This window comes from Nocardioides sp. NPDC006273, assembly GCF_040613495.1.
In the GTDB taxonomy this organism is placed as follows: Bacteria; Actinomycetota; Actinomycetes; order Propionibacteriales; family Nocardioidaceae; genus Nocardioides.
This window is the reverse complement of record NZ_JBEXSD010000069.1, coordinates 1-26,598: the sequence shown is the minus strand read 5'-3', so window position 1 is coordinate 26,598 and position 26,598 is coordinate 1. Positions and strand designations below refer to the sequence as shown.

Sequence of the window (26,598 nt, the reverse complement as noted above, 5' to 3'; positions counted from 1 at the left end):
TCCGCGTGGATGCGGGCCGAGCTGCTGGTCGACAAAGGTGCGGCCAGGTCGCAGATCAAGCTCGCCACTGCAGTAACACGCTATGAGCTGGTGGCCGCCGGCCTCGTTGCTGGTGAGGTAACCGAAGCGAAGGCTCGAGTGATCACCAAGGCCCTCGACAAGGTCGATGCCGACCCGGTGGCCACAGGCGAGGATCTGGTCCTGGCCGAGAAGCTGCTGGTCGACTACGCCACCCAGATGACGCCCAAAGAACTGCGAATCATCGGTAAACGGATCTTGGTCGAGGTCGACCCTGTCAGGTTCGAGGAAGCCGAAGCCAAAGCACTCCTTGCTGAGGAAGAACGTGCCCAGCAGAAGACCGCACTACGCATGTGGGACAACGGCGACGGCACCGTCGGCTTCGACGGGGTCCTGCCGACCTCGATCGGGATGAGGTTCAAGACCCAGGTCGAGGCCTGGGCCCAACCGCGCAAGCAGCAGCTCGTCGAGAAGGGTGCGCCGCTGCCGCCGTGGGAGCGGATGATGGGCCAGGGCTTCGCCCGGCTGATCGAGACCATCGACCCTGCCGCGCTGCCCCGCCACGGCGGTGACGCGACCGTGATCAACGTGGTCATCTCCCTCGAGGAGCTCCGCAAAGAGCTCGGCACCGCCACCTTGGGGTTCGACGAGACCAACGGCACCACCATCACCGCCGCCGAAGCCCGCAAGATGGCGTGCAACGCCACCATCATCCCCTGGGTGCTGGGCGGCGACAGCGAGGTCCTCGACGCCGGCCGGGCCAGCAGGATCTTCCTGCCGATCCAGCGCAAAGCACTCCGGTTGCAGCAGAAGTGCTGCCAAGCCGAAGGCTGCGACATGCCACCGGAATGGTGCGACGCCCATCATCTAGATGCATGGGCCGCCGGCGGAAGAACGGACATCAAAGACGGAGTCCTGCTGTGTCCCCATCATCATCGTCTGGCGCACAACCCTGCCTACGTTCATGAGCGATTGCCCGACGGCACCGTCCGATTCACCCGCCTATAAGCCGGCGGGATGCACCTTCTTACGCACTCCGCACGCAGAGTCGCGGCATCATCCGATCGGCTATCTGAACGTGGCCTGTTGCCAGATGTCTGGGTGCGCCCGATCGAGTGATCGTGGATGCATGAAGAATTCCGCATTTGCAACCAGCCCTGTCCGCTTCATCGCCGCCTCGGCGGCCGCCCTCGCTACCGCAGCTGTGCTCGCAGCGTGCGGCGCGACAGACGGTGGCGCGACCGGCGCCGAGCAGGCCGGCTCGGCCCAGCAGGCCGAGTCGACTCAGGTCACCCCGTCCGACGTGCTTGCCTCGACTGCGTGGGAGACCACCGGGGCGGTGGATCAGGATGGGAAGGACGTACCTCTCACGGACGAGGATGTCTCGACCTTTGTCGGCTGGGCCTACTTCGACGCCGACGGCACCTTCTCGATGTACAACCTCGACGACACCCCGAAGATGCAGGGCGACTGGACCGTCACCGAGGACGGTCAGACCCGCCACATCGTCGCCAAGGACGACGCCGGTGAGGTGATGTTCGAGCGGGACTCCGACATCGTCACCCTGACCGAGGACGAGTTCACCTACCGCGTCTTCCCTGACGAGAACGACAAGTCCGTCTACCTCGACATCGTCCACACCCCCACCGACCACGCGGAGCCCACCGCCTGACCCGGTCCGACCGGATCAGCGGCCCACGAGGCCGGTCTCGTAGGCCAGCACCACCAGCTGGACGCGGTCACGAGAGCCGGTCTTGGCCAGCAGGCGGCCGACGTGGGTCTTCACGGTGGCCTCGGCGACGACGAAGGTCTCGGCGATCTCGGTGTTGGAGAGGCCGCGGCCGACGAGGGTGAGCACCTCGCGCTCACGCTCGGTCAACGTTGCCAGACGCTGCTCGGCGGCGGCCGTCGTCGGGGTCAAGGGGGCGGCTGCGGCGAAGTGCTCCAGCAGGCGGCGGGTGGTGCTGGGGGCGACGACCGAGTCGCCGGCGTGCACGGTGCGGATCGCGGTGAGCAGATCCTCCGGGCGGGCGTCCTTGAGCAGGAAGGCGGCCGCACCTGCCCGGATCGCGGCGAAGGCGTACTCGTCGAGGTCGAAGGTGGTCAGGACGATCACTCGGGGTGCGTTCTCGCTGCCGGCGATGAGACCGGTGGCCTCGACGCCGTCCATGCGCGGCATGCGTACGTCCATCAGGACCACGTCGGCCTGCGTGCGACCCAGCTCGGCGATCGCCTCCTGGCCGTCGCCGGCCTCGCCGACGACGCTCAGGTCGGGCTGGGAGTCGATGAGCATCCGGAACCCGGCCCGGACGAGCTCTTGGTCGTCGACGAGCATCACTTTGATGGGTTCGGCAGGGGTCGTCATAGGGGCATCTTCGCGTACACGCGGAAACCGCCACCGGGGGCCGGGCCGGTCTCCAGCGTTCCGTCGTGGGCGGTGATGCGCTCGCCCATCCCGATCAAGCCCAGTCCGGCGAGCCCATGCCCACCGGCGTCGCGGCTCTCGTCGGCGGCGGCACCGCGGCCGTCGTCGGTGACCTCGATCGCCAGGCTGTCCGCATCGGCCGTCACGGTCACGCTGGCCGCGGCGTCCGGACCGGCATGCTTGCGTACGTTGCTGAGCGCCTCCTGCACCACCCGGAAGGCGGTCAGCGCGACACCCTCAGGCACCGCGAGACCGGGCTCGGGAAGGGTCGCGGCCAGCTCCATCCCGCCGGCGCGGGTCTCCTCGACGAGCGTCGCGATGTCGCTCAGCCGGGGCTGCGGGCGGGTCAGCGTGTCGCCGTCACGCAGCAGGCCGAGCAGCTGCCGCATCTCCGCCAGCGCCTCGCGCGCCGTCTGCGCGACGGTCTCCAGCGCCTGCGGAGCCACGGTCGGATCCTGCTCGGCCGCGTATCGAGCCCCGTCTGCCTGCACCACGATCACACTCAGCCCGTGGGCCACCACGTCGTGCATCTCGCGCGCGATCCGCGCCCGCTCCTGGGTCGCCCCGAGCTCGGCACGCTGCTCGGCCTCGCGGCGCAGCTGCTCGTTGCGCTGGATCAGGGAGTCGACGTACGCCGCTCTGGTCCGCGCCAGCGCGCCCAGCGCCCAGGCGGCCACAGGGAAGGTGGCGAGCGAGAGGGTGACCGAGATGTAGGAGCTCGGGTCGATGGCGACCGGTTCGTCATGGACCTCGACGTTGGCGTTCGTGTCGACCGCGCTCAGCCAGTCGTAGGCACCGAGGAAGGACCCGAACAGACCGACCCCGAGCGCGGCCAGGCCCCAGCGCGGGCTGGCGTAGCGCGCGACCGAGTAGACCGCGATCGGGTAGGAGAGCTGCGAGACCAGCGGATAGTCGAGGAGGAGCACCTGCAGGCCGCAGGCACCGGCCACGACGGTGTAGACGAGCAGCGGATGGCGGCGACGCCACAGCAGCGGGACGAGCTGAACCACCACCAGGGCCAGGTCGACGAAATGGTTGGTGCTCGACATGTCCCCGGCCGCGTCGCCGTCGAGCAGCGCCTGGATGGCATAGAACGGGATGATCAGGAACAGGGTGCCGGCGAGCAGGACGTCGAACCACCATCGCCCGCGCGCGCCGAGCCGCCAGGGCCGTACCAACTCCTCCACGCAGCCCACCGTAGAGGAGCCGAGGCGGCCACGACGTCAACCCGGGGACGGATGTGCTCGTCAGCCCCCGGGCGGACTAGAATCCAGAGGCTGGCGATGGATGTTCGCCCGTCTGATGGTTCTTGGAGGACTCGTGGAGGCAGTGCGCTACGTCGCGATCGGTGACTCGTTCACGGAAGGAGTCGGCGACGAGACCCCGGACGGCCACGTACGCGGCTGGGCCGATCTGGTCGCCCAGGGCTGGGCCGCGTCCGGGACGCCGGTGGAGTACGCCAACCTCGCCATCCGCGGTCGCCTGATCCGCCCGATCGTCGAGGAGCAGCTTCCCGCTGCGCTGGCGCTGAAGCCGACCCACATCTCCTTCAACGGCGGGGGCAACGACATGCTCCGTCCGAAGGCCGACGCCAACGCGATCGCCGACATGCTCAAGCCGGTGCTCGAGGCCTGCGACGCCAACGGGATCACGCTGATCCTGCTCTCCGGAGCCAACCCTTCGGCCCGGCTCCCGCTCGGCAAGGTCTTCCAGCGTCGCGGCGACGAGCTCGTCGGTCTGGTCGAGCAGCGGGTCGCCCATCGCGACGACATCGTGCGGGCCTACAACTGGCCCGACACCACGCTCATGGACGGGCGCTTCTGGTCCGAGGACCGCCTCCACATGAACGCCCGCGGTCACCACCGCGTCGCCGCCCGCGTCCTCGACTCGCTCGGCGTGGACGTCCCCGAGGGTTGGTGGGATCTCGACTTCGAGGCCGCAGCGGGCAAGAACGGCCTGGCCTACTACCGCGAGTTCGTCGGCCCCTGGATCCACCGCCGGCTCACCGGCCGCTCCTCCGGAGACGGTCGCACCGCCAAGTTCCCGACCTGGACCCCTACCGCGGAGATGTGAGACCCGGCCGCGGCATCTCGCCGCCTGCCGGGTGTCACGTTTGCGTACGGGATCAGCGGGCGAGCGTCTTCGCGTACTTCTTGAACGCCGCCTGCGTCTTCGGTCCGGCCTTGCCGTCGACGGTGAGCCTGCTGAGGACGCGGTCGTTCAGCAGCCGCTGCAGCGCCTTGATGGTGTTCGTCCCCGGGTCGCCGTCGATCTTGCCGGCGTAGCCGTAGTCCTTCTTCAAGTACATCTGAAACGCCTTCCAGCTGTTGGTGCCGAGATAGCCGTCGAGCTCGCCCGGGAACCTGGTCGTGTAGCCGAACTTCTTCAGCAGCTTCCCCTGGACGACCTTGGCCTCGGTCCTGGAGAGGCCGAAGTTCTGGGTCGCCTGGGCGGAGACCGCGGCGGCGGCAGTGTTGCCCGTGCCGACCTCGGCGTTGGCGATGCTGGCCGTGGCGAAGGTGCCGGTGGCGGCGAGGCCGACTACTGACGCAGGTGTCCACGATCTGCCAGAAACCTGTCGTCTCGGAGCCAGAACGCCGGCGGCGTCAGGACCAGTGGCGGCGGATGACTGCCGTGACGTCGAACGGGTCGGCGCCGCGCTGGGCGGCGAGGACGCCGGCACCCTCGGGCGAGCCGGTGTAGAGGAGGGCAGCGCCGCCGACCCAGTGCTCCCAGGCGGCGCGGAACGCGTTCGCGTCCGCGGCGCGACGGCCGAGGGCCGCGGGGACGGCGTGCCACGCCTCGCCGCTCGCCGTGTGGCGGCCGAAGACGCCCAGCCGCAGCCGCTCCGGTGCCGTCAGGTCGCCGACGACCGGTCGCGAGACCAGGTAGCGCGGGGCGGCGATCGGCGCCAGCGCCTCCTCGAGCGAGGCCGCGAAGAGCGCCGACTCCTCCTCCGGCACGCCGGCCAGGTGGAGTCGGTAGCTGCCGTCGGAGTCGACCGCGATCTCGAGTCCTTCGGCACCGGCAGCGGTCTGGCCGGTCTGCTTCAACGCGTCGGCGACCGCCGCACCGATCGCGCCGACCGTCGGCCGCCTCCGTAGCTGGGAGGCGATCCTCGTCCCGTCCCGATAGGCGTACGCGGCCCACATCGCCCAGAGCCCACCGACCGCGCCGCCCAGCACTCCCCCGGCCCCGCTGCCCGCACCGATGGCCACCATCAGCACGAGGCTGACCAGCACCGCGGCGGCGAGCCAACGCTTGGCCGGCAGGCGCCACTCCGGGACCCGGCTCTCCAGCAGCCGAAACCCAGCCGGCCGCGGGGCGAGCACGACTCCCGCCGGGACGCGCAGCGCACCGGCCCGGCGCAGCCGGACCCTGACGGTGCGGCCGGCGACGTCGGCGTACGGCTCTCCGACCCGCCATCGCTCCCGGATCCCAGCGCGATCCTCGGAACGCGCCACCATCCGGGCGTTGACCTCGTCGAAGTCGGACTCCGCCGGGGCGGCGTACGGGGAGAAGGACTCGTCGATGTGCCCGACGCCGTCGACGACCGAGCCGTCCTCGTCGGCGCCGAAGAAGCCGGTGTGCTTGCGCACCAGCCGCTTCCAGTCGTTGTCCCCGCGCGGGTGCTCCTCCTCGACGCAGACGACGGTCCAGTTGACCGCGACCTTGTCGGGCCGAGCCGGATCCGTACGCAGCGAGCGACCGCGAAGCTGCACGACCGCGGTCGTGGTGGTGGCCGCGGTGAGGTCCACGATGCCGGTGACCGACCGGGCGTCCCAGCCCTCCCCGAGCAGCCCACGCGTCCCGACCAGCACCCGGCAGCCGCCCGCCTCGAAGAACCTGGTCACGTGGCCCACCCACTGCCGGCTCCCCCAGCGCCCGACCAGCGTGGCGTACGCCTCCCCCGGCTCGACCCTCAGGCCGCCGGCCAGACCGGGGTCGGTCTCGGCGACGTGCGCGACCAGCGAAGCGAGGGTCGCCGCCGGTCCGGCGACGGTGGCGCCGGTGACCAGCAGGACGTCATCGTTCGCCGCACACAGAGTCGACAGCACCGCCCGCGCGGAGCCTGCCTGCTCGGTGATCACCCCGCGCAGGTCGACCGGCAGCGTCGCCGACGCCCGCTCGTGGTCGGTGACGACGAGGAGCCGCAGCGAGTCGCCGTGGGCCAGGCGCTCGTGGTCGACGATGGCCGCGGTGGCGGTCGTCTTGGCCTCCGAGCGCGCCAGCACCCGGTCGGCGGGTGAGCGACCGGCCCGGATCCCGCGCCGGGTCAGCGAATAGCCGACCGCCGGCAGCGCCTGCCTGATCGCGGCCAGCGCCTCCTGGTCGGCGACCGCCTCGGATGAGGAGAGATGTCCGCGCACCCAGTCGCCGATCAGCGCCACCCAGTCCTCGGCCGACGGATCGCGGCGATGTGCCTCGGTCAGGATCGCCCCGTCCGGGAGGGCGAGCAGGCCGCGATGGTGCGCACGCAGGGCCGCGGTGGCCAGCTCCGGTGATGCCTTCGCGATCTCGCCCCAGGTCGGCGCCCCGTACGACCGCGACACGACCCGCCGGTCCAGCCAGGTCAGGAACGGCACCGTGCCCAGGTCGGCGGAGGTCAGCGCGGTGAGCAGCTCCTCGAACCGCTCCGCGCTCCCCCGCAGCCAGTCCCGCTCACTCGGCGTCGGCGAGGTCAGCCACACCAGGTCGGCGAAGGGCGCCAGGTCGCCCTCGCGCACCACCGCCGGGATCGAGGTCGCGAAGACGATCTCACCGAACAGCGTCCCGACCAGCGCGGACTCGTCCTTGGTCAGCGCCTCCGGCGGCGTCGCGGTCAGCCCCAGCACCCGCGCGTCCGGCAGCAGCTGGAGGATCTCGCCCAGCAGCTCGCCCCAGACCTCGAGCAGATGATGGCACTCGTCCAGCACGAGCAGCAGCGGACCTGCCGTACGCAGCGCCGAGACCAGCGCCCGGCCGTTGTCGTGCAGCCTGGCCAGGTGGCTCTCGCCGGTCTCGGCCTCGTCGTCTGGGTCACCGAAGACCGCCACCGACTGATAGGTCAGCGACGTCAGCGGGGCATCGAGGTCCCTCGACGAAGATCCGTCGAGACCCAGCGCGGACGCCTGACGCAGCCACTGCCCCTGGATGGCGGTGTTGGGACTGAGCACGACGACCTTCGCGCCGTCCGCGATCGCCTCCCGTGCGGTCTCGAGCCCCACGAGCGTCTTCCCCGCACCCGGCGGCAGCACGACCCACGCCCGCCTCCGCCCCTCGGCCCAGGCCGCCTCCAGCGCAGCGAGCGCGCGCTGCTGATGGACCCGGAGCTTCACGCCGCGAAGCCTGTCGGCGGTCAGCGGTCGATCCGGGCGATGGACCCCTGGGCGGCAGCGACGAGCACCTCGGAGCCGTCGTCGCCGACGGTGAAGACCTCGCAGCGGGTCAGCGCTTTGCGGCTGGTGTGGTTGATCACCTCGGCGTAGGCCCGCAGGTGGTCGCCGTTGGACGGGCGCAGGAAGTCGATGGAGAAGCCTCGGGTGAGCACGTGCGGTCCGAGGATGGTGCCGCCGGCGAAGGCGAGGGCGTTGTCGGCGGCATAGGAGAGTACGCCGCCGTGGACGGTGCCGAACTGCTGCAGCAGCTCCTCCCGGAGCGGGATGCGCAGCGTCGCGTGCCCGTAGCCGACCTCGACGACCTCGACGCCGATCAGCCGGCTGAATGGTTGGTTCGCCAGGATCTCCTCGGCCTCCGAGGCCGTCACCGCAGGTGTCTCCGCCATGGCTGAAACCTACCGGGCCAACCTACCGGGCCAGGCCCCGGCGCCGGCGCCTAGGCAGCGGTCGCGAAGGCCGCCTCCGACTCGGGGTTGCGACCGATCGAACGTCTGGCGAGGGAGAACGTGACCGCGCCGAGGACGGAGGTGACCACCATGGTGATTGCCAGCGGCACCGCGGTGTGCTCGCCGGCGACGGCACCGAGCGGGGAGGCGAGACCGCCGCCGAGGAACATGATCCCGCCCATCAGCGCCGAGCCGGAGCCGACCGCTGGCCGGGCCTGCTCGATCGCCAGCGCGCCGGTGTTGCCCATGATCAGGCCGACCGAGGTCGTGACCACCAGGATCGGCAGCAGGATGAGCACCTTCGGGACCGGCAGAACGGCGACGACGAGCACGAGCATCGCGCCGATGGCGAGCACCGGCTGTGCCGAGCGGATGATCCGCGCCGGGTGCACCTGCCGCTTGGCCAGCCGGGCGGAGGCCAGCCCGGCGACGGTCAGGAACGCGGCGTTGACCGCGAACCCGATGCCGTAGACCGCGGCCGACGTGCCGATCACAGACTGGTAGAGGAACGAGGAGGACGAGACGTACGCCATCAGGGTGGCGAAGGTCAGCGCCTGCGTCAGCGTGTAGCCGAGGAACGCCGGCTTCGCGAGCAGACGGCCCAGGTCCGCGTACTCGACCCGGCTGGTCCGGCGCTCGGCCGGGAGCGACTCGCGGATCACCAGGAGCACGCAGACGACCTGCGCGACGGCGATCGCGGCCACGATGCCGAGTACGCCGCGCCACGGCACGAACCCGGCGATGGCACCGCCGATCACCGGAGCCAGGATCGGCGCGATCCCGCTGATCGACATCATGATCGACATCGCCCGGGCGGCGGCGAAGCCGTGAAGCACGTCGGCCACGATCGCCCGCGCCATCACGATCCCGGCCGCCGCGGCGAGCGCCTGCAGGAAGCGCGCCGCGATCAGCAGCTCGACGCTGGGCGCCAGCGCTGCCAGCACACCGGCCACCGCCGCCACGACCGACCCGATCAGCAGCGGCTTGAGCCGCCCGAACCGGTCCGAGATCGGACCCCACGCGATCTGCCCGAGCGCGAGGCCGATCAGGAAGGCGGTGAGAGTCAGCTGTACGTCGCTCGCGGCCGCCCCGAGCTCGGAGCCGATCTGCGGGAAGGAGGGCAGGTAGAAGTCGATCGCGAGCGGTGCGGATGCCGCGAGCAGGGCGAGCGCGAGCAGGAGCCGCGGCGGGACTGACGTCACCGGGTGAACCTCCGGAGAGAGTTGGTTGAGGAAGACAACCAACAGAACGCCATCGCCCCGCCGGGCATTCCTCACCAGAGCGTGACGGACCTCTCGAAGATCCCGGCCAAGTCCTCCTCGGACGGCTGTTTCGGAGCGGTGGCGAGCAGCCGCTGCTGCTTGAGCGCACCCTCGACCAGGTCGGGGATGTCGCCGGTCGTGTAGCCGACCTCGCCGATGCCCGCCGGGATCCCGATGTCGCGCATCAGGTCGGTCAGCACCCGGGGCAGCAGGTCGCGCGGCTCCACCGTCGACTCGTCGAAGCCAGGAGCCAGCAGGTGAGCCGCGCGCAGGTGGCGCTCGGGGGCGGCATCGAAGGTGTAGCGGAACGCCTCCGGCGCGGTCAGGGAGACCGCCATCCCGTGCGGCACCATCGGCTCGTCACCGGGATAGTCGGCGGGGTGGAAGTCTCGCACCCGACCCGCGATCGGGTAGGCGCATGAGTGCGGGATGTGCACACCGGCGTTGCCGAACCCCAGCCCCGCGAAGGTCGCCGCGAACGCCATGTCACCGCGCGCGAGGGTGTCGTCGCCATGGGCGACGGCCTGCCGGAACGAGCCCGCCAGCAGGGACAGACCCATCGTAGACCACATGTCCGAGATCGGGTTGGCGCCGCAGTAGGGCACCCGCTGGGCAGGCTCCTTGCGGTCGTAGGAGGTGTAGGGGCGGGCGGTGTAGCTCTCCAGCGCGTGGCACAGGATGTCCATCCCGGATGCGGCGGTCACGCCGGCCGGCTGGGACATCATCAGGTCCGGGTCGACGACCGCGAGCGTGGGACGCAGGCGAGCGTGCGAGATCCCGGTCTTCACCTTCAACGACAGCACGTCGAGCACGCACACGGTCGTCGACTCCGCCCCCGTCCCGGTGGTGGTCGGCACCGCGACCAGCGGCAGCAGCTGGTTGGCCGGCGCGAGCCCCTTGCCCACCGGCGCGTTGAGATAGTCCATCAGGTCGCCGTCGTTGGTGATCAGCAGGTTGACCGCCTTCGCGGTGTCGATGCTCGACCCGCCCCCGACCGCCACGATCGCGTCGAACGGCCCGTTCTCGCGGGCGAACTCGACCGCGGCCCGCATGCTCTCATCCGTCGGCTCGACGTGGACACCGTCGAAGACAACTGCAGTGACGTCGTACGCCTTCATCTGCTCGGCCACCCGCTGCGGCAGTCCTGTCGCGGAGATGCCGGGATCGGTCACCACCAGGGCGCGGCGGGCGCCCAGCGACGCCAGGTCGTAGCCGATCTCGGCCGATGCGCCGGTGCCGAACTTGAGCTGTGGGGAACCGTAGGTGAACACGGTCTCGGGTGTTACGTGCGTCATGAGCGCACGATAGCGGCAGCCCCATGCCGGTTCCACGGGTCGGACTGCACAACGAAGATCAGGCGATGGTGAAGCTGACCTTCCGGGCGACGACGTCGGCCGTCTCCAGTCGCACCTGGACCTCTTCGCCCAGCGGAAGGGCCGACTGACCGGTGATCCTCGCCTCGATCGCGGGCTCCTCGACGGTGATCGATCCCTTCTGCTTGTCCTCGTCATCGACCTCGACGACCACCGCGGTGAAGGTGTCCCCGACCCGGTCGTGCAGCAGCCCGGCTTCGACGAGGTCGACGACGCCGCGCTCGTAGGCGCCGCTGGCCCGGGAAGAGCCCCGCATCGTCTCCGGGAGGGTCGTGAACGCAGCAGTCACCCAGTCGGGGATCGGCTCGTCGGCACACAGCGCCAGGCAGACCTCGCCGGCGTAGCGGTCGATCAGCCTGCGCAGCGGAGCGGTCACGTGCATGTATTCGTTGGCCAGCGCCGAATGCTCGGTCAGCTCGGGGAGCTCGCCGTCGAACGAGGCGTAGCCGCTCCCGCGCAGCAGCCGGGTGCTGGCGATCGCCATCGCGGCGTGCTTGCCGTTCTTGCCGTCCAGGGAGCGGATGAAATCGGGGTAGAGCATCTCCGCGGGCCACTCCAGCCCGAGCGCGCGAGCGGTGCGGTGCAGCCGCTGGACGTCTCGGGGGTCGGGCTCCGGGAGGGTCCTGAGGAGCCCGACGCGGGCGTAGACCATCAGGTCGGCCGCCGCGAAGCCGGTCAGCAGCGAGATCTGGGCGTTCCAGTCCTCGACGGGCAGCAGGTCGCGATACTCGAGCGTCCAGTGGTCGCCCTCCACCGAGATCTCCTGGTCGCGCAGGGGCAGGTTGACCCCACCGCGGGCGGCCTCGAGGGCGATCCGCTTCTCGCCGACCTCCTTGAGCAGCTGGAGGGACTCGCCGATCCGGTGGTCGAGCTTGTCGAGACCCTCGAACCCGTCGCCGTCGAACATCTTCTGCACACCCTCGTAGGAGAGCTTCGCCCGCGACCGCACCAGTGCACGCTCGACGACGGTGTCGATCCCCTCACCGCTGGCATCGAGCTTGTGCGTCCACAGCAGGGCGGGGCGTACCTGGTCCGGGAGCAGCGAGGCGGCGTCCTCGGAAAGGACCTTGGGGTGGAGCGGGATCTTCGCATCGGCGGCGTAGAGGGTCTCGCCGCGCTTGTTGGCCTCGATGTCGACCGGATCGCCGGGCGCCACGAAGGCGGCCACGTCGGCGATCGCATAGTGCACGACGTAGCCGTCGCCGTCGCGCTCCAGGTGGAGCGCCTGGTCGAGATCCATCGACGTCTCGGGGTCGATCGTGACGAACGGCAGGTCGGTGCGGTCCAGCTCCGGAAGCCTCGGGTTGGCCGCGGCTGCGGCAGCGGCCTCCTCCACCTCCGGCGGGAACTCCGCCGTCACCTTCAGCTCGGCCTGGAGCGCGGCGATCCCGTCGCGAAGCGTGGTGGCGGCGACACCGCTGTCGGCACTGGCGACCCGGATGATGCGTGCGGAACCCATGGCCAGAACTGTAGTGGCTACTTCTTCTTCGAGGCCTTGTACGTCTTGTGCAGCGCGGCAGCTTCCTTGCCGAACGCCTTCGGGTTGCCCTTGAAGGCGCCGAACTGGCCCCACAGGCCCTTCGTGGAGCCGTTGTACGCCTTCGCCGACCTGTCGATCCGGGCCAGTGCCCGGCGCTGGGACGAGGTCAGCGACCGCCTCGCCCGGAGGTGCGCCGACCGCGCCTTGGTCTTCTTCGAGACGTCCTGGACCAGCCAGAACAGCCCGCCGATGACGATCACGACGAGGACGCCGCCGAGGTTGGGCCCGGCGGTGGACTCGGCGGCCAGAACGATCATGGATGGACTGTAGGCTCGCGCCTCCGCCCAGGTCACAGACGCTTTGAAAGATACCCAATCCTCGATTCGGCCATCCTGGTCACGGGCGGCACGATGGTCCCGTGCTGATCCTGCTGCCGCCCTCGGAGGGCAAGACCGCGGCCGTACGCGGCAAACCGCTCGACCTCGGGGACCTCCGGCTCCCGGTGCTCAACCCGGCCCGCACCCAGGTCATCGACGCGCTGGTCGAGCTCTGCTCCACGCGCCCGGCGGAGGCCGTCGACGTCCTCGGCATCCCGAAGACCCAGCCCGAGCTCGTCGACGCCAACGCCCACCTCGTGGAGGCGCCCACCGCGCGCGCCGACCGGATCTACACCGGCGTCCTCTACGACGCACTGTCTCCCGCGACCCTGTCGCCGGCCGCCAAGCGCCGCGCGACCAGCCGGGTCATGGTCACCAGCTCGGTGTTCGGCCTCGTCGGCCTGGCCGACCGCATCCCGGCGTACCGGCTCTCGGGGGACGCCACCCTCCCCGGCCTCCGCGGCATCCAGTCCCACTGGCGCGCACACCTCGGCCCCGGCATCACCGAGGCCCTCGGCGACGGCCTGCTGGTCGACCTCCGGTCCGGGACGTACGCCGCCTTCTGGCGCCCCGAAGAGGTCGCTGCCCGCACCGCGACCGTCCGCGTCCTGCACGAGCACAACGGCCAGCGCAAGGTGGTCAGCCACTTCAACAAGGCCACCAAGGGCCGCCTGGTCCGCGCTCTCCTCGAGTCCGGCGCCAACCCCCGCACCCCCGCCAAGCTCGCCGACGCCTTCCGCGACCTCGGCTGGACCGTCGAGATCGGCCCCACCACCAAGACCGGCACCCAACTGGACATCGTCGTCGCCGAGATCTGAACCGGCCTCGTCGGTCGGGCCGCTAGCCCATCGGTCGCCCTACGCAAGGTGTTGGTCTCGACACGCCTCCGCCTAGCGGCTCCGGCGGCTCGACCAGCGAAGCAACCGTCGGTCGAGCCGCGAGCGCCAGCGAGCGTGTCGAGACCAACACAGTCGTCTGGAGCGAACTGTCGGTGGTCGCGCCGAGAATCGGGACATGCCTTACATGTACATTCTCCGCTGCCGCGACCACATGCTCTACGTCGGAAGCACCTTCGACCTGGAGAAACGCATCGCCGAGCACAACGCCGGACTCGGCGCCGAGTTCACTGTTCGGCGGCTGCCGGTCACCCTGGCGTACGCCGAAGAGCATCAGACGATCGCCGATGCCTACCGACGTGAGAAACAGGTCCAAGGGTGGAGCCGGGCCAAACGCGAGGCGCTGATCGCCGGAGACCTCGACCGGCTACACGACCTCGCTCGCCGTCGTGGCAAGCGGTCGCCATAGGGACCGTGTTGGTCTCGACACGCCTCCGCCTAGCGGCTCCGGCGGCTCGACCAGCGGGGCCAACGCCGATCGAGACGACGGGTCAGAAGGCGCCGGAGGCGAAGGGGTCGCGGGAGACCGGGAGGCCGTTGAAGAGGCGCATCGAGGCACGGCCGTCGGAGAAGAAGGAGACGACGGTGACCGATGCTGGCGAGAGCTCCATGCTGAAGACTCCGCTGATCGGGGTGCCGAGCGCGCGAGCGACGATCAGCTTGATCGGCGAGACGTGCGAGGTGATCACGACGGTCTCCCCCGCGTGCTTCTCGAGCACCCGCGCGAGGCTGTCGAGCACCCGGACCTGGGCGGCATCGAACGACTCCCCGCCGGGCGGGGCGACCTCGGTCGCCCCCATCCACGTCTTCATCTCGTCGGGGAAACGCTGGCCGACCTCGGCGAAGGTGAGCCCTTCCCACTTGCCGAACTCGATCTCGGCGAAGCCGGGATCCTCGACCAGCCGGGCGCCGAGCGCACCGGCGACGATCTCCCCGGTCTCGACGGCCCGCAGGACCGGCGAGCTCACGACGGTGGACACCGAGGCGGCAAGCGGCTTGAGCCACTCCGCCGTCAGCAGGACCTGCTCGCGCCCCTCCTGGATCAGCGGCGGGTTGTCCCCGCCGAGCCCGCCGGAGAACGCCTTGGCGGCGGTGTGCTTGGTGACGCCGTGGCGTACCAGGACCAGCGTCGTCGTGGCAGCTCCGCTCCCCCACCCTCGCGACGGGGCCGGGGATGTCTTCTCGCTCATAGCCCCGACTCGGCGGTGCGGACCAGGATCCGGGAGCACTCCTCGCAGCGTACGACCTCGGCGGCGGCGAGGCCGCGGATGCGGGAGATCTCGGCGGGGTCGAGCTGGAGGTTGCAGCCGCCGCAGCGGCGGGCGCGCAGCTCGGCCGCACCGACACCCATCTTCTCGCTCAGCCGCGTGTAGAGGGCGAGCAGGTCCTCGGGGATGCCCTCGAGCGCCGGCGCCCGCTCCTCGGCGACCCCGGCGAGCTCGGCGTCGATCTTCGCGGTCTCGACGTCGACGGAGTCGGTCGCGACCGCCAGCTTCTCGTCGATCACGGCGAGCTCGGCCTCGAGCCGGGTCAGGTTCGACTGTGCCTCCTCGAGCTGCTCCATGACCTCGAGCTCCTCGTCCTCGAGCACGGAGATCCGGCGGTCGAGGGTGACCAGCTCGTGCTGCATGCGCTCGAGGTCCTTGGCGCTGCTGATCGCCCCGGAGTCCATCCGCTCCTGGTCACGCCGGCGGCGGGTCTTGACCGCCTCGACGTCGGCGTCTGCCTTCTTCTGCACCCGCTCGAGGTCGTCGCGGATGACCCGGGCGTCACGTACGGCATCGTCGGTGGTCTTCTTCGATGCCTGCAGCTCCGCCACGACGGCGGCCTGGGGCAGATGCGCACGGCGGTGTCGCAGCTGGAGCGCTCGCGAGTCCAGCTCACAGACGTCGAGCAGCTTCACCTGGGCGAACGGGTCGGCTTTCAGCGGATTCTCCTCAGTTGTTCACAACGCAAGTATTCACAGGCGCAAGGACCACGGGTCGGTGACGATCTCACTGACCCGGGTCTCCACCGTATCCCCCAAAGCCTCGTTCAGTCGCCTCGCCAGAACTGGCAGCCAGGTCCACTCGGCCGCCCAGTGCGGGATGTCGATCAGCGCACCACCCAACTCCCGGAACTCCGAGGCCGGGTGGTGGCGCAGATCGCTGGTCACGTAGACGTCGTAGGACGCCACCTGGTCGAGCAGGAAGTCGCCCGCGCCGCCGCACAGCGCCACCGAGGAGACCGGTCGGTCGAGGTCGCCGGCGACCCGGATCCCGGCCGCGGTCGCGGGCAGTGCCGCCGCCACGGACTCGGCGAAGGCGCCCAGCGTCGTCGGCTCCACCGTCCCGGCCCGGCCGGTCCCGACGTCGTCGCTGGCCCCCGGCACCAGGGGCCGCAGCGAGCTCAGACCGAGCGCGAGCGCCAGTGACTCCGAGACGCCGCCGAGGGCCTGGTCGGCATTGGTGTGAGCGGTGAGCAGCGCGCAGTCGGCGGAGACGAGCGTCGAGAGCGTACGTCCCTTCGGGGTCGTCGCCGCGAACCCGTGGACCCCTTTGAGGAAGAGCGGATGGTGCACCACCACCAGGTCCGCTCCCCACGCAGCCGCCTCCTCGGCGACCGGGAGGGTCGGGTCGACGGCGAGAAGCACTTTGGAGACCGGCTGCGAGGGCTCGCCCCAGACCAGACCGACGGCATCCCAGGCGTCGGCGGTGGCGGGCGGATACCAGTCGTCCAGCAACGACGTGACGGCAGACAGTGACGGCATAGGTGCAACCCTAGGACGCCTTCCACGGGACGGAGAACGCCAAGTAGCCATCGATGTCGAGCGTCTACTGCGCCGCGACCCAGATGTACGTCGACACAACAGCGGTCGACCCACGTGACAGGAATTGGTGGTGGGCGAAGGTCACCATCGATCCCGCGCTCCACAATACGAGTCTCTGTGGGGCAATTTCCCACCGAAAGGGGATCATCGCCCACGAGCAGGGGCACGCGATGGGCCTTGCTCATACGTCGAACAGCAGCACGCTGATGTACACAAGCATCTCCGGCACCAGCGTCAATGCACCCAGGCAGGACGACCGAAATGGCATCATTGCACTCTACGGACGGAGGTCCTGACATGCGGGCTCTCATCGGGCTGACCGCCGCCGCTGCCGCCTTGGGACTGGCTGCGTGCTCGTCGACGGTTGCAGAGGACGACTCTGCCGCTGCGCCGGCGCAGATTACGCCATCACAGGACACGAAGAAGGTGAAGGCCAGGTATCAGGTCCAGGCGGAGGGGGCGATGATCAGGCAGTTCTCGCTGCCGACCTTCGCCGAGTTCGTGCACGATCCGTACGTCTCCAACGTCATCGTCGGCACTGTCGAGGCGAGCCGCACAGCGGTGTCCCAGCCTGGGACCGCGGTTGAAACAGTCCTGACCATCACGGTCGAGGATTCCAAGGAGTCAACCGGGCAGACAGTGACTGCGCGGGAGTACGGCGGCATCGTGACCGTCGAGCAGGTGCGTGACGACTTCGAAGCAAAGCTCGACCGAAAGCTCACGAAAAAGGAGCTCACTGAGACGGTCGACTATCAGTGGGAGGGCGTTCCACACGCTCAGATCGGTGACCGCGTTCTCCTCGCCGTCACCGATGACGCCTCCGACTCTGCGGACTACCTCACGTTGACGAGGCTCATGTCCACTGACACGGCCACGAACAGGGCAGCTAGCGCGTCGTTCGACTGGGACGGCGAGCCGCCGAACCACGCCTGGGATGGCACGGTCACTCCAGCAGACCTGTACTGACCCAGACAAGTGCCTCGGGGCCGCACACGGAGGTACGCCTCCGAGTGCGGCCCCGAGGCATTCCTCCCAGACCAGTTGACCGGCGATTCTCACCGCAGAGGTAACACCCAAGCGCCAACACCCAGCACGAAATCCAGTTCGTAACCGTTCCTTTACAACCGATTCCGTACTTTTTGCCGGATCTTGTGGTGGAATGCAGCGCTAAGTGAACAATCGACTGGAGCAGCGATGACCACGACAGCTACCCCGGACCCACCCACCGGCTCGGTGACCATCAGTGGCCTGACCAAGACCTACGGCCAGGCCACGGCGGTCGACGGCCTGGACCTGGAGATCCGGGCCGGCGAGTTCATCTCGCTGCTCGGCCCGTCGGGCTGCGGCAAGACGACGACGCTGCGGATGATCGCCGGGTTCGAGAAGCCCGACTCCGGCAGCATCCTGATCGGCGGCAAGGACGTGGTCCGGCTCGCGCCCTACCAGCGCGACGTGAACACGGTCTTCCAGGCGTACGCACTGTTTCCGCACAAGTCCGTCGCGGAGAACGTCGCCTACGGCCTGCAGCAGCGCAAGACGCCCCGGGCGGAGACCCGCGAGCGCGTGGTCGAGGCGCTGCGGATGGTGCGGATGCTCGACTTCGCGGACCGTTCACCGACCCAGCTCTCCGGTGGCCAGCAGCAGCGGGTCGCGCTCGCCCGGGCGCTCGTCAACCGCCCCGGCGTCCTCCTTCTCGACGAGCCGCTGGGCGCCCTGGACCGCCAGCTGCGCGAGGAGATGCAGGTCGAGCTCAAGCTGCTCCAGTCCCGTCTCGGGATCACCTTCGTCTTCGTCACCCACGACCAGCACGAGGCCCTCGCGATGAGCGACCGAATCGCGATCATGCGTGCCGGCCGGATCGAGCAGCTCGCCGACGCCGACACCGTCTACAACCAGCCCGCCAGCGCGTACGTCGCCGGCTTCGTCGGCCAGCAGAACTTCCTGCACGGCGAGGTCAGCGCGGACGGCACCACCGTCGAGACCCCCTTCGTGGTCGTCGAGGGCCCCGCGAAGCCTGACGGGAAGCCCGGCGAGCCCCATCAGGCCGCCGTCCGCCCCGAGCTGATCTCGATCGAGCCCCAGGCCGAGACGGTGACCGAGGGCCTCAACTCCGTCGCCGGCGAGGTCCTCCAGGTCTCCCCGCTGGGCGAGGTGATCCAGTACCTCGTCAAGGTCACCGACGAGAACAGCCTGCTGATCCGTCGCCCCTCCCACGGCGCCATCCGGCTCTCCCCCGGCGACCAGGTCCTCTGCAGTTGGGCGGCCGCGGACGTACGCCTCTTCCCCCTCGATTCCCCGATCGACCCGACCAACGCTAGGAGCCCACAGTGAGCAAGCCCGTGAACAAGAGTGGCGACGTACGCATCCTGGCCAGCCATGCCGGCGCACGAGCGATCCGCCAAGAGCTCTCGCGGCGCCACTTCCTGAGCCTGGCGGCCATCGCCGGTGCCGGGGCGGCGCTCAGCGCCTGTGGTGCCGGCGGCGGTGGCGAGTCCAGCGCGGTCGAGCCGGGCGCCGGCGCGACCGGCGGGCCGGTGGAGAAGTCGCTCTCGATCTACACCTGGGGTGACTACGACGCTCCCGAGGTGATCGACGCCTTCGGCAAGACCGGCCCGAAGGTGACGCTCGACGCCTACGGCTCCAACGAGGAGCTGATCTCCAAGCTGGTCGCGGCCAAGGGCACCAGCGGCTACGACATCGTCGTGCCGACCGGGGTCTACATCCCGCAGCTGATCGAGAACGAGATCATCGTCCCGCTCAACAAGGACCTGATCCCCAACATGGCCAAGGTCGACCCGCAGTTCCTCGGCCAGGACTGGGACCCGGAGAACGAGTACTCGGTGTGCAAGTCCTGGGGCACCACGGGCTTCGTCTACGACACCACCGTGATCAAGCGCGACCTGGTGACCTGGAACGACTTCATCGACGCGATGCAGAACGAGGCCTCGGGCAAGACCTCGCTGCTCGACGACCCCCAGGGCATCGCCGGCATCTACTTCTGGGCCAACGGCATCGACTGGAACACCGAGGACATGGCCGACTACGACGCCTTCGAGGCCGAGGCGGTCGAGAAGTGGGCACCGCACATCGCCGGCTTCGACTCCTACCCCGGCACCGGCGCGATGCAGCAGAACACCTTCGCGCTGATGCAGAACTGGAACGGCGACGCCCGCCTCGGCATCCTCGAGCACAAGCAGCCCGACCGCTGGAAGTGGGTGCTGGCCGGCCCGACGACCGAGCTGTGGATGGACAACTGGTGCATCCCGACCGGCGCGCCCCACCCCGAGGCCGCCCATGCGTTCCTCGACTACGTGCTGGAGCCGGAGAACTCCTTCCTGGAGATGGACTACATCGGCTACCACACCGGCACGCTGGGCATCGAGGAGATGGCCGCGGAGCGCGAGGTCGAGCTGCCCGAGATGATCTTCTTCACCGACGAGCAGCTCGCGACCATGAAGAACGGCGCCGTCAACGAGGCTCAGGACCGGCGTACGGAGGTCTACGACAAGCTGAAGGCCGCCGCCAGTGCGTAGCAGGCTCCCCGGGTTCGTCCTCGCGGTACCGGCGTGGCTGTGGCTGACAGCCTTCTTCGTCGTGCCGTTCCTGCAGATCGCCTGGTTCAGCCTCGGCGAGAAGCCCGGGATGTTCGGCTCTCACAGCAACGCGGTGATGTCGCTGGACCGCTACGCCGAGGCGTTCAGCCCGACCTTCTTCACGATCTTCCGGGCGACGCTGTGGATGAGCGTGCTGGGCACCATCGTCTGCCTGGTGATCGCCTTGCCGGCTGCGTACTTCATGGCGATGAAGGTTCCGGCGCACCGCCGCGGTCTGCTGATCGCGCTGGTGATGGTCCCCTACTGGACCTCGTTCCTGATCCGGACGATCGGCTGGAAGGTGATCCTCTCCTCGGAGGGCGTCCTGGCCGGGTTCCTGACCGACGTCGGCCTGGTCGCCGATCCACACGACCTGCTCAACACCCGTGGCGCGGTGCTGTTGGGCCTGATCTACAACTACCTGCCGCTGATGATCCTGCCGATGTACGTCGCCTTCGACCGCGTCGACAGCGCGCTCGGCGAGGCCTCCAAGGACCTCGGCGCGGGCCGGATACGCACGTTCTTCCAGGTCACGCTCCCGTTGGCGCGCCCCGGGATCATCGCCGGCGTCATCCTCGTCTTCATCCCGATGATGGGCGACTACGTCACCCCGGCCGTCCTCGGTGGCGCGAAGGGCACCATGGTCGGCTCGCTGATCGCCAGCCAGTTCCTCACCGCGCAGAACTGGGCGTTGGGCTCCGCCATGGCGATCGTCCTGATCCTGCTCACCATGCTCATCGTCATCCTCGCCATCACGCTGATGTGGGTCGTGGGCTGGCTCGTACGCAGTCGGAGCAGGCTGGTCGTCGGAGCCGTCCCGCCTCCTGACCCGAGGCTGCACACCAAGGAGGCGGCGGCATGAGCAAGCCTTCCGGCACCAACATCGCGCTCGGCGTGTGGACCACGCTGGTCTTCCTCTTCCTGTTCGCCCCGATCATCGTGATCGGCATCTACTCCTTCAACGGGGGCCGGTTGCTCGCAGTCTGGGGCGGCTTCAGCCTGGAACCGTTCACGGCGATCGTCGACAATCCGGCTGTCCGCCACGCCGTCGCGGTCTCGCTGCAGACCGCGGTGATCGCCGCGCTCGTGGCGAGCGTGCTCGGCACCCTGGCCGGGATGGCGATGGCCCGATTCCCGGGCCGATGGACCGGCCCGTTCACGTTGCTCCTCCTGCTGGTCTCGGTGACTCCCGAGATCGTCGACGGCGTCGCGCTGCTCCCCTGGTTCGTGACCCTCGGACAGGACTGGGCCCTGGCACCGTTCGACAACGGCTACGTACGCCTCGTCATCGGCCAGTCACTCTTCGCTACGGCGGTCGTCACCTATATCGTCCGGGCCCGGCTGGTCGGGCTGGACGCGTCCCTGGAGGAAGCCTCGGCGGATCTCTACGCGAAGCCGGTCGCGACCTTCTTCAAGGTCACGATCCCCCTCGTCGGACCCGCGGTGCTGGCCGGCGGGTTGCTGGCCTTCACGCTGAGCCTCGACAACACGGTGATCTCCTCCTTCATCAGCCGTGCCGGAACGACCACGTGGCCCGTCCACGTGTTCTCCTTGGTCCGTACCGGTCTCCGGCCAGAGATCGCCGCGGTCTCCACGATCCTGCTGGTCCTCACGCTCCTCGTCCTCGCCCTGGTGGCGCGGGTGCTCAAACGCTCGGGCTCCTCGGTCACCGACACGATGGCCGCGAGCTGATGAGCGGTCCGACCGGCCCCGTGGACCTGCTGCTGCGCGGCGGCCGGGTGCTGCTTGCGGGCCGCTGGGAGGGTGCTTCCGTTGCCGTCCAGGACGGACGGATCACGGCGGTCGGTGCGGATCTCGACCCGCTGGCCGGGCCGGACACCGTGGTCGAGGAGCTCGGCGGCCGGTGGGTGCTGCCCGGCTTCCACGACTCGCACGTACACCCGATCCAGGCCGGGCTGGAGATGAACCAGTGCGACCTGACCGCCCTGTCGACGCTCGGGGGCTACCTGGACGCCATCGGCGCCTATGCGGCGTCCCACCCGGACCGGGTGTGGGTGAGGGGAGGTGGCTGGTCGATGGACTCCTTCCCCGGAGGCGTGCCGACCGCCGACCCGCTCGACCGGATCCTTCTCGACCGGCCGGTCTTCCTGCCCAACCGCGACCACCACTCGGCCTGGGTGAACAGCCGCGCGCTCGAGCTCGCCGGCATCGACGCCCGCACGCCCGACCCCGCCGACGGACGCATCGAACGCGACGCCTTCGGCAATCCGACCGGTGCCCTGCACGAGGGTGCGATGGCGCTGGTCGGCTCGCTGGTGCCGGCGCCGACCGCGTCCGACCTGACCGAGGCGCTGCTCACCGCACAGCGCCATCTCCACTCCGTCGGCATCGTCGGCTGGCAGGACGCGCTGGTCGGCGACGGCCTGGGGATGCCGGACTCGCTGCCGACCTATATCGCCGCCCAGGAGTCCGGCCTGCTCACCGCGAAGGTCGTCCTCGCCCAGTGGTGGGACCGCGGCCGCGGTCTGGAGCAGCTGCCCGAGCTCCTCGAACGCCGCGCCCTGGCTGCGTCTGCCGGGCTCGACGCAGCCAGCGTCAAGATCATGCAGGACGGCGTCTGCGAGACGCACACGGCCGCCATGCTCTCCCCCTACCTCGACTCGCTCGGCCGGCTCACCGACAACCGCGGGCTCTCCTTCATCCCGGCCGATGCGCTGGCCTCGTACGTCGCGGGGCTGGACGCCAACGGGTTCCAGGCCCACATCCACGCGTTGGGTGACCGGGCCGTGCGAGACAGCCTGGACGCGATCGAGCACGCGCGCACGCTCAACGGAGCCAGCGGACTACGGCACCATCTGGCTCACGTCCAGGTCGTCGAGCGCTCCGACGTCCCCCGGTTCGCCGCGCTCGACGTCACCGCCAACATCCAGCCGCTGTGGGCCTGCCTGGACGAGGCGGTGGAGGTGCTGACCCTCCCGTTCCTGGCACCGGACGCGCGCGAGCAGCAGTATGTGTTCGGGTCGCTGCTGCGTACCGGTGCCCGGATCGCATGCGGGAGCGACTGGCCCGTCTCCGACCCGGCGCCCCTGCTCGGCATGCACGTCGCGGTCAACCGCCGCTCCCCCGACCAGTCGCCCGACGCCGCCCCGCTGCTGCCGGACGAGGCGCTCACGGTCCTCCAGGTGCTGGCCGGCTACACCACCGGCACCGCGTACCTGAACCGTCTGGAGGGCTCGACTGGCCGCATCGAGACCGGGTACGCAGCCGACCTGGTCGTGGTCGACCAGGACATCCTCGACGACGACACCGTCCTCGCCCGCGCCCAGGTCACCCACACCTATGTCGACGGCCGCGAGGTCTATCGAAGGACTTCAGCCCAGACCCCGGGCTAGGCGACCGGCTCCGGCTTCGGCTCCGGTTCCGAGTGGGTCGGCACCCAGCGGGTCGCAGTCAGGACCGCGCCGAGGACGAGCAGCCCGGCGGTCAGCCAGAACGGATACGTGCGGTCGATCCCCGAGAGCCAGCCGGAGATCCACCCGAACGGGGCGGCGGCCAGCATGACCGACATCCGCTGCAGCGCCATCACCCGGGACCGTTCGGCCTCGTCGACGTGCAGAGCCACCAGGGACTCCGAGAGCATGAACAGCATCCCCGCCCCGAAGCTGTCGAGAATCAGACAGACCCCCAGCAGCGCGTACGTCGCAAGGTCGGCGTCGCCGCGCGATGCCGGGATCAGGACCAGGAGGAGCTGGCCGGCGAGATAGGTTCCAAAACCCCGCAGTGTGGCCCGCTTGAGGTCCATCCCGCTGGTCAGCCGGGAGATGAGGGTGAAGAGGAAGAGCACCGACATCAGCGAGCGCACCATCGGGAAGAACGGCAGCAACGGGTCCGGCACGTGCAGGTGCTGGCTGATCACGACCTGCCAGAACGTGGCGTTGATCAACGTGACCGCAGCGAGCAGCGCTGCGATCGCGAGGGCCAGGACCGAGCCGCGGGAGCGCAGCAGCAGCGCCAGCGCCCCGCGGTATCCGGCCAGGAGCTGCCAGAGGCTGTGCCCGTCGGTCTCCGCCATCCGGATCCGTCCCCGCCGGGTCTCGGAGGACCACAGGTAGAGCCAGATGATCTTCGCCGTCATCACCACGGCGGCGTTGACGAACAGCACCCGGACCGCCGGCTCCAGCCCGAACTGGGCCACCAGGATCGCGGCGATCGGGGCGAAGAGAGCCGAACAGTCCGCAGCCACCCGCACCAGCGAGTAGATCCTGGTGATCTGGCCGCGCTCGGCATCCTCGACCATCAGGCAGTCCCAGGAGTTCTGAGTCACCTGCAGCGCGCCGTTGACCACCGACGCCGCGAGGAAGGCCCAGAAGCTCTGCGCGAACGCCCAGATCAGGCACGGGATCACCCAGGCGACCACATCGAACAGAGCCGTCGTCGCACGTCGCCCGAGCCGGTCGGTGATGATCCCGCCGGCGAGACCGAAGAAGACCTGGGAGACCATGCCCGCGCTCGCGATCAGACCGATCTGCTCGTCGTGCACGCCCAGCGCCAGCATGAACACCGAGGCGTACGGCAGCACCAGCGCCATCGACAGACCCCACATCGGTTCGGTCCAGACGCACGCGCGCGGGTTTCCGCGAAGATGGGTGAGGGTGTGCCAGAGGGGGTTGGGGGTCCGTGCCACCGGGCAAGTAGATCAGCCCACGCGTGGGAGACTCGAGCATGATCATCTTCGGGATCAAGTCGTACACCCGACTGCTCGCGACCCTCTCCCTGGTGTGCCCCAGCTGTCACCAGCGCGCGGCGCACCGGCTCTACGAGGTCGTCCGCAAGTTCACCCTCTTCTTCATCCCGCTCATCCCGGTCGGTACGTCGCGGCGCATGGACTGCATCAACTGCGGCTATGCCTCCAAGGTGTCCAAGGAGCAGGCCGAGCAGCTCATCACGTCTGCCCCGCGGCCGACCGCCGGCTGACGTTCATCACGGTCACCCCTGTGAGGCCTCGTCACCCCGGTGGTCGAGCTTGTCGAGACCACCCCAAGGACCACGGTCCCCCTGAGCGACCCCGTCACCCCGGTGGTCGAGCTTGTCGAGACCACCCCAAGGACCACGGTCCCCCTGAGCGACGTCGTCACCCCGGTGGTCGAGCTTGTCGAGACCACCCCAAGGACCACAGTCCCCCTGAGCGACCCCGTCACCCGGTGGTCGAGCTTGTCGAGACCACCCCGTGCGCCACGGTCACCCCTGAGAAGCCTCGTCGCCTCCGGTGGTCGAGCTTGTCGAGACCTCCCCTGTGTCACGGTCACCCCTGAGAGGCCTGTGTCGTCCGGGGTCGGGCTCGTTCGAGGATTCATGTGCCGGGGTCGACCGAGCGACTTGGGTGCCTGACCGGGGGCCGTAGGGCGGGTGGGGCCTAGTGCCTGACTGGGTTGGGAGATTAAAGGCCAGGGTGTCCGGGCTGGGTGCCATTTGCCTGTCTTGCGGACTTCCAGCCTTGTCCGGGGGTTGCGTCGGGATACCTGTCCCTGTCCGGATTTTCCAGACGTACGCCGTGGCCAGACTCGAATCTCAAAAGGTAGGTCGTGGGCCCGTCGAGATTGCACTTTTGGCGCGTCGAATAAGTACTTATGGGAAACGAGACGGCACCACCTGACCGGATGTGGTCGGTGGCATCAAAATGGCGTCTGATCTGCGAAAACAATGCCTCGAACTGGCTGTTTATAACATGCGGTTTTGGTAGCATATGGGCATGGATATCTCCTTTGATCCCGAGAGTTCGCCCGGCCTGCTGGCCACGGTGCGGGCCTCGCGCGCGGTCGAGGACCAGGCCGCCCGCGACACCTTGATCGCCGCGGCTGAGTACGCGGCTGCCAACGTCGTGGAGACCGTCGGTGAGGCGGCGATCCTGGAGGTCGACACCTACGGGGACCGGGCGGTCTTGCTGACCGGGCCAGGGGCGCCGTTGGTCTCCGAGGCCGCGGTGGTCGAGCTCGCCGCGGTCCTGGGATACTCGACCTACACCGGACGGAAGTACCTCGCCGACGCCGTCGAGCTCGCCTGGCGGCTGCCCCGCACCTGGGCCCGGATCCTGGACGGGTCCCTGACGACCTGGCGGGCCCGGCGGGTCGCGGACGTCACCCGCCACCTCGACCCCGAGGTCGCCACCTGGGTCGATGGCCAGGTCGCTGCTCATGCTCACAAGATCGGCGTCACCCAACTGGAACGGACAGCTAAGGAAGCAGCGGCTCTCTTCGAGCCCGACCTCGCCGCGGCGATCGCCGAGGAGGCGGTCGACCACCGCCGCTGCGACATCGACACCGACCCCGGCCTGTTCCTACCCCCGATCGGGGCTGAGCAAGGCCAAGCCGCCGGCGCCACCGCGCAGGTCACCGCGACCCTGGACGCCGCCGATGCTCTCGACCTCGAGGCCGCGGTCTCGGCGATCGCCCACGGCCTCCTCGACCACGACACCACCGCAGACCTGCCCCTCGATGCCCGCCGCGCTGCGGCGCTGGGGGTCTTGGCCCGGGCCTACAACACCGGCTCCCTGGGCGCCGATCGTGCGGGCGTCCTCCCGGGG

General features: G+C 69.5%; 26 protein-coding genes and 1 pseudogene. 14 read left to right on the top strand and 13 right to left on the bottom strand.

The annotated features are described in order from the left end of the window. Positions 1 to 1,026 (top strand): DUF222 domain-containing protein (locus ABZZ22_RS23300; protein WP_354936612.1); only part of this gene is annotated, 1,026 nt, incomplete at its 5' end. Between the two features lie 121 nt (positions 1,027 to 1,147). Then, positions 1,148 to 1,690, top strand: coding sequence for a DUF4822 domain-containing protein (locus ABZZ22_RS23295; protein WP_354936609.1), 543 nt, complete (start codon positions 1,148 to 1,150; stop codon positions 1,688 to 1,690). A 15-nt stretch (positions 1,691 to 1,705) separates the two neighbouring features. Here ABZZ22_RS23295 and ABZZ22_RS23290 read toward each other — a convergent pair whose 3' ends face one another. Further along, positions 1,706 to 2,383, bottom strand: a complete 678-nt coding sequence (locus tag ABZZ22_RS23290; RefSeq protein ID WP_354936606.1) for a response regulator transcription factor — start codon at positions 2,381 to 2,383, stop codon at positions 1,706 to 1,708. Beyond that, entirely contained in the window at positions 2,380 to 3,630 is a 1,251-nt protein-coding gene (locus ABZZ22_RS23285; protein WP_354936603.1) for a histidine kinase, read from the bottom strand. Before ABZZ22_RS23285 ends, ABZZ22_RS23290 begins: the two co-directional genes overlap by 4 nt. Positions 3,631 to 3,763: 133 nt before the next feature. Between ABZZ22_RS23285 and ABZZ22_RS23280 the strand changes: the two genes are divergently transcribed. Then, entirely contained in the window at positions 3,764 to 4,516 is a 753-nt protein-coding gene (locus tag ABZZ22_RS23280; RefSeq protein ID WP_354936600.1) for an SGNH/GDSL hydrolase family protein, read from the top strand. 52 nt (positions 4,517 to 4,568) lie between these two features. Here ABZZ22_RS23280 and ABZZ22_RS23275 read toward each other — a convergent pair whose 3' ends face one another. The 7 genes from ABZZ22_RS23275 to ABZZ22_RS23245 form a co-directional block, all read right to left on the bottom strand. Then, positions 4,569 to 5,126 carry a peptidoglycan-binding domain-containing protein gene (locus ABZZ22_RS23275; RefSeq protein WP_354936597.1) on the bottom strand — a complete coding sequence of 186 codons (558 nt, stop codon included), beginning with the start codon at positions 5,124 to 5,126 and terminating at the stop codon, positions 4,569 to 4,571. After that, complete coding sequence (locus ABZZ22_RS23270) at positions 5,050 to 7,761, bottom strand: DEAD/DEAH box helicase family protein (protein ID WP_354936594.1); 2,712 nt, start codon at positions 7,759 to 7,761, stop codon at positions 5,050 to 5,052. Before ABZZ22_RS23270 ends, ABZZ22_RS23275 begins: the two co-directional genes overlap by 77 nt. Before the next feature lie 20 nt (positions 7,762 to 7,781). Beyond that, positions 7,782 to 8,207 (bottom strand): PaaI family thioesterase, encoded by a 426-nt coding sequence (locus tag ABZZ22_RS23265; protein WP_354936591.1) that lies wholly within the window; start codon positions 8,205 to 8,207, stop codon positions 7,782 to 7,784. A 50-nt stretch (positions 8,208 to 8,257) separates the two neighbouring features. Continuing rightward, positions 8,258 to 9,469: a multidrug effflux MFS transporter gene (locus tag ABZZ22_RS23260; RefSeq protein ID WP_354936588.1), complete on the bottom strand. Its 1,212-nt coding sequence runs from the start codon at positions 9,467 to 9,469 to the stop codon at positions 8,258 to 8,260. Between the two features lie 71 nt (positions 9,470 to 9,540). Beyond that, positions 9,541 to 10,824, bottom strand: coding sequence for a hydroxyacid-oxoacid transhydrogenase (locus ABZZ22_RS23255; protein WP_354936585.1), 1,284 nt, complete (start codon positions 10,822 to 10,824; stop codon positions 9,541 to 9,543). 58 nt (positions 10,825 to 10,882) lie between these two features. Beyond that, a complete protein-coding gene (locus tag ABZZ22_RS23250) occupies positions 10,883 to 12,361 on the bottom strand; it encodes an RNB domain-containing ribonuclease (RefSeq protein ID WP_354936582.1) in 1,479 nt (492 codons plus the stop codon). A 17-nt stretch (positions 12,362 to 12,378) separates the two neighbouring features. Then, positions 12,379 to 12,699: a hypothetical protein gene (locus tag ABZZ22_RS23245; protein ID WP_354936579.1), complete on the bottom strand. Its 321-nt coding sequence runs from the start codon at positions 12,697 to 12,699 to the stop codon at positions 12,379 to 12,381. Positions 12,700 to 12,800: 101 nt separating this feature from the next. On the opposite strand from ABZZ22_RS23245, the gene yaaA reads away from it, so the two are divergent. Both yaaA and ABZZ22_RS23235 read left to right on the top strand, forming a co-directional pair. Further along, positions 12,801 to 13,577 (top strand): peroxide stress protein YaaA, encoded by a 777-nt coding sequence (gene yaaA, locus ABZZ22_RS23240; RefSeq protein WP_354936576.1) that lies wholly within the window; start codon positions 12,801 to 12,803, stop codon positions 13,575 to 13,577. A 196-nt stretch (positions 13,578 to 13,773) separates the two neighbouring features. Continuing rightward, entirely contained in the window at positions 13,774 to 14,064 is a 291-nt protein-coding gene (locus ABZZ22_RS23235) for a GIY-YIG nuclease family protein (RefSeq protein WP_354936574.1), read from the top strand. Between the two features lie 82 nt (positions 14,065 to 14,146). Here the strand turns inward: ABZZ22_RS23235 and ABZZ22_RS23230 are convergent, their stop codons facing one another. From ABZZ22_RS23230 to ABZZ22_RS23220, 3 genes are read right to left on the bottom strand one after another with little or no spacing between them, the layout of a single operon-like run. Further along, the gene (locus ABZZ22_RS23230; protein WP_354936571.1) at positions 14,147 to 14,845 is read right to left on the bottom strand and encodes a histidine phosphatase family protein; all 699 of its coding nucleotides are present in this window, start codon (positions 14,843 to 14,845) and stop codon (positions 14,147 to 14,149) included. Beyond that, a complete protein-coding gene (locus ABZZ22_RS23225) occupies positions 14,842 to 15,558 on the bottom strand; it encodes a C4-type zinc ribbon domain-containing protein (protein WP_354936568.1) in 717 nt (238 codons plus the stop codon). Before ABZZ22_RS23225 ends, ABZZ22_RS23230 begins: the two co-directional genes overlap by 4 nt. A gap of 57 nt (positions 15,559 to 15,615) precedes the next feature. Further along, positions 15,616 to 16,404, bottom strand: coding sequence for a Nif3-like dinuclear metal center hexameric protein (locus ABZZ22_RS23220; RefSeq protein WP_354936566.1), 789 nt, complete (start codon positions 16,402 to 16,404; stop codon positions 15,616 to 15,618). A gap of 53 nt (positions 16,405 to 16,457) precedes the next feature. On the opposite strand from ABZZ22_RS23220, the gene ABZZ22_RS23215 reads away from it, so the two are divergent. The 7 genes from ABZZ22_RS23215 to ABZZ22_RS23185 all read left to right on the top strand — a co-directional run bounded on the left by ABZZ22_RS23215 (position 16,458) and on the right by ABZZ22_RS23185 (position 23,410). Then, positions 16,458 to 16,760: a matrixin family metalloprotease gene (locus ABZZ22_RS23215; protein WP_354936564.1), complete on the top strand. Its 303-nt coding sequence runs from the start codon at positions 16,458 to 16,460 to the stop codon at positions 16,758 to 16,760. A 1-nt stretch (position 16,761) separates the two neighbouring features. Beyond that, on the top strand, positions 16,762 to 17,430 hold the full coding sequence (locus tag ABZZ22_RS23210; RefSeq protein ID WP_354936561.1) for a hypothetical protein: 669 nt from the start codon (positions 16,762 to 16,764) through the stop codon (positions 17,428 to 17,430). A 228-nt stretch (positions 17,431 to 17,658) separates the two neighbouring features. Beyond that, the gene (locus ABZZ22_RS23205; protein WP_354936558.1) at positions 17,659 to 18,795 is read left to right on the top strand and encodes an ABC transporter ATP-binding protein; all 1,137 of its coding nucleotides are present in this window, start codon (positions 17,659 to 17,661) and stop codon (positions 18,793 to 18,795) included. Further along, entirely contained in the window at positions 18,792 to 19,997 is a 1,206-nt protein-coding gene (locus ABZZ22_RS23200) for a spermidine/putrescine ABC transporter substrate-binding protein (protein WP_354936555.1), read from the top strand. The genes ABZZ22_RS23205 and ABZZ22_RS23200 overlap by 4 nt, the downstream gene beginning before the upstream one ends. Continuing rightward, positions 19,990 to 20,919 carry an ABC transporter permease gene (locus tag ABZZ22_RS23195; protein WP_354936552.1) on the top strand — a complete coding sequence of 310 codons (930 nt, stop codon included), beginning with the start codon at positions 19,990 to 19,992 and terminating at the stop codon, positions 20,917 to 20,919. The genes ABZZ22_RS23200 and ABZZ22_RS23195 overlap by 8 nt, the downstream gene beginning before the upstream one ends. Beyond that, positions 20,916 to 21,749 carry an ABC transporter permease gene (locus ABZZ22_RS23190; RefSeq protein WP_354936549.1) on the top strand — a complete coding sequence of 278 codons (834 nt, stop codon included), beginning with the start codon at positions 20,916 to 20,918 and terminating at the stop codon, positions 21,747 to 21,749. The genes ABZZ22_RS23195 and ABZZ22_RS23190 overlap by 4 nt, the downstream gene beginning before the upstream one ends. Further along, on the top strand, positions 21,749 to 23,410 hold the full coding sequence (locus tag ABZZ22_RS23185; RefSeq protein ID WP_354936546.1) for an amidohydrolase: 1,662 nt from the start codon (positions 21,749 to 21,751) through the stop codon (positions 23,408 to 23,410). Before ABZZ22_RS23190 ends, ABZZ22_RS23185 begins: the two co-directional genes overlap by 1 nt. Here ABZZ22_RS23185 and ABZZ22_RS23180 read toward each other — a convergent pair. Next, positions 23,407 to 24,702, bottom strand: a complete 1,296-nt coding sequence (locus ABZZ22_RS23180) for an MFS transporter (RefSeq protein ID WP_354936543.1) — start codon at positions 24,700 to 24,702, stop codon at positions 23,407 to 23,409. The genes ABZZ22_RS23185 and ABZZ22_RS23180 overlap by 4 nt on opposite strands. A gap of 38 nt (positions 24,703 to 24,740) precedes the next feature. Here ABZZ22_RS23180 and ABZZ22_RS23175 point away from each other — a divergent pair, with 38 nt between their 5' ends. Together ABZZ22_RS23175 and ABZZ22_RS23170 are read left to right on the top strand one after the other, a co-directional pair. Continuing rightward, positions 24,741 to 24,992: a zinc-ribbon domain-containing protein gene (locus ABZZ22_RS23175; RefSeq protein ID WP_354936540.1), complete on the top strand. Its 252-nt coding sequence runs from the start codon at positions 24,741 to 24,743 to the stop codon at positions 24,990 to 24,992. Positions 24,993 to 25,767: 775 nt separating this feature from the next. Further along, positions 25,768 to 26,598: pseudogene (locus tag ABZZ22_RS23170) on the top strand (hypothetical protein); the annotation flags it as partial.

What these genes read in the sequence shown, in the direction of transcription:
- ABZZ22_RS23295 (WP_354936609.1), top strand. Translation starts at nt 1,148, where the DNA reads ATGAAGAATTCCGCATTTGCAACCAGCCCTGTCCGCTTCATCGCCGCC.
- ABZZ22_RS23290 (WP_354936606.1), bottom strand. Translation starts at nt 2,383, where the DNA reads ATGACGACCCCTGCCGAACCCATCAAAGTGATGCTCGTCGACGACCAA.
- ABZZ22_RS23265 (WP_354936591.1), bottom strand. Translation starts at nt 8,207, where the DNA reads ATGGCGGAGACACCTGCGGTGACGGCCTCGGAGGCCGAGGAGATCCTG.
- ABZZ22_RS23255 (WP_354936585.1), bottom strand. Translation starts at nt 10,824, where the DNA reads ATGACGCACGTAACACCCGAGACCGTGTTCACCTACGGTTCCCCACAG.
- ABZZ22_RS23250 (WP_354936582.1), bottom strand. Translation starts at nt 12,361, where the DNA reads ATGGGTTCCGCACGCATCATCCGGGTCGCCAGTGCCGACAGCGGTGTC.
- ABZZ22_RS23245 (WP_354936579.1), bottom strand. Translation starts at nt 12,699, where the DNA reads ATGATCGTTCTGGCCGCCGAGTCCACCGCCGGGCCCAACCTCGGCGGC.
- ABZZ22_RS23235 (WP_354936574.1), top strand. Translation starts at nt 13,774, where the DNA reads ATGCCTTACATGTACATTCTCCGCTGCCGCGACCACATGCTCTACGTC.
- ABZZ22_RS23230 (WP_354936571.1), bottom strand. Translation starts at nt 14,845, where the DNA reads ATGAGCGAGAAGACATCCCCGGCCCCGTCGCGAGGGTGGGGGAGCGGA.
- ABZZ22_RS23220 (WP_354936566.1), bottom strand. Translation starts at nt 16,404, where the DNA reads ATGCCGTCACTGTCTGCCGTCACGTCGTTGCTGGACGACTGGTATCCG.
- ABZZ22_RS23215 (WP_354936564.1), top strand. Translation starts at nt 16,458, where the DNA reads ATGTCGAGCGTCTACTGCGCCGCGACCCAGATGTACGTCGACACAACA.
- ABZZ22_RS23210 (WP_354936561.1), top strand. Translation starts at nt 16,762, where the DNA reads ATGCGGGCTCTCATCGGGCTGACCGCCGCCGCTGCCGCCTTGGGACTG.
- ABZZ22_RS23205 (WP_354936558.1), top strand. Translation starts at nt 17,659, where the DNA reads ATGACCACGACAGCTACCCCGGACCCACCCACCGGCTCGGTGACCATC.
- ABZZ22_RS23190 (WP_354936549.1), top strand. Translation starts at nt 20,916, where the DNA reads ATGAGCAAGCCTTCCGGCACCAACATCGCGCTCGGCGTGTGGACCACG.
- ABZZ22_RS23185 (WP_354936546.1), top strand. Translation starts at nt 21,749, where the DNA reads ATGAGCGGTCCGACCGGCCCCGTGGACCTGCTGCTGCGCGGCGGCCGG.
- ABZZ22_RS23175 (WP_354936540.1), top strand. Translation starts at nt 24,741, where the DNA reads ATGATCATCTTCGGGATCAAGTCGTACACCCGACTGCTCGCGACCCTC.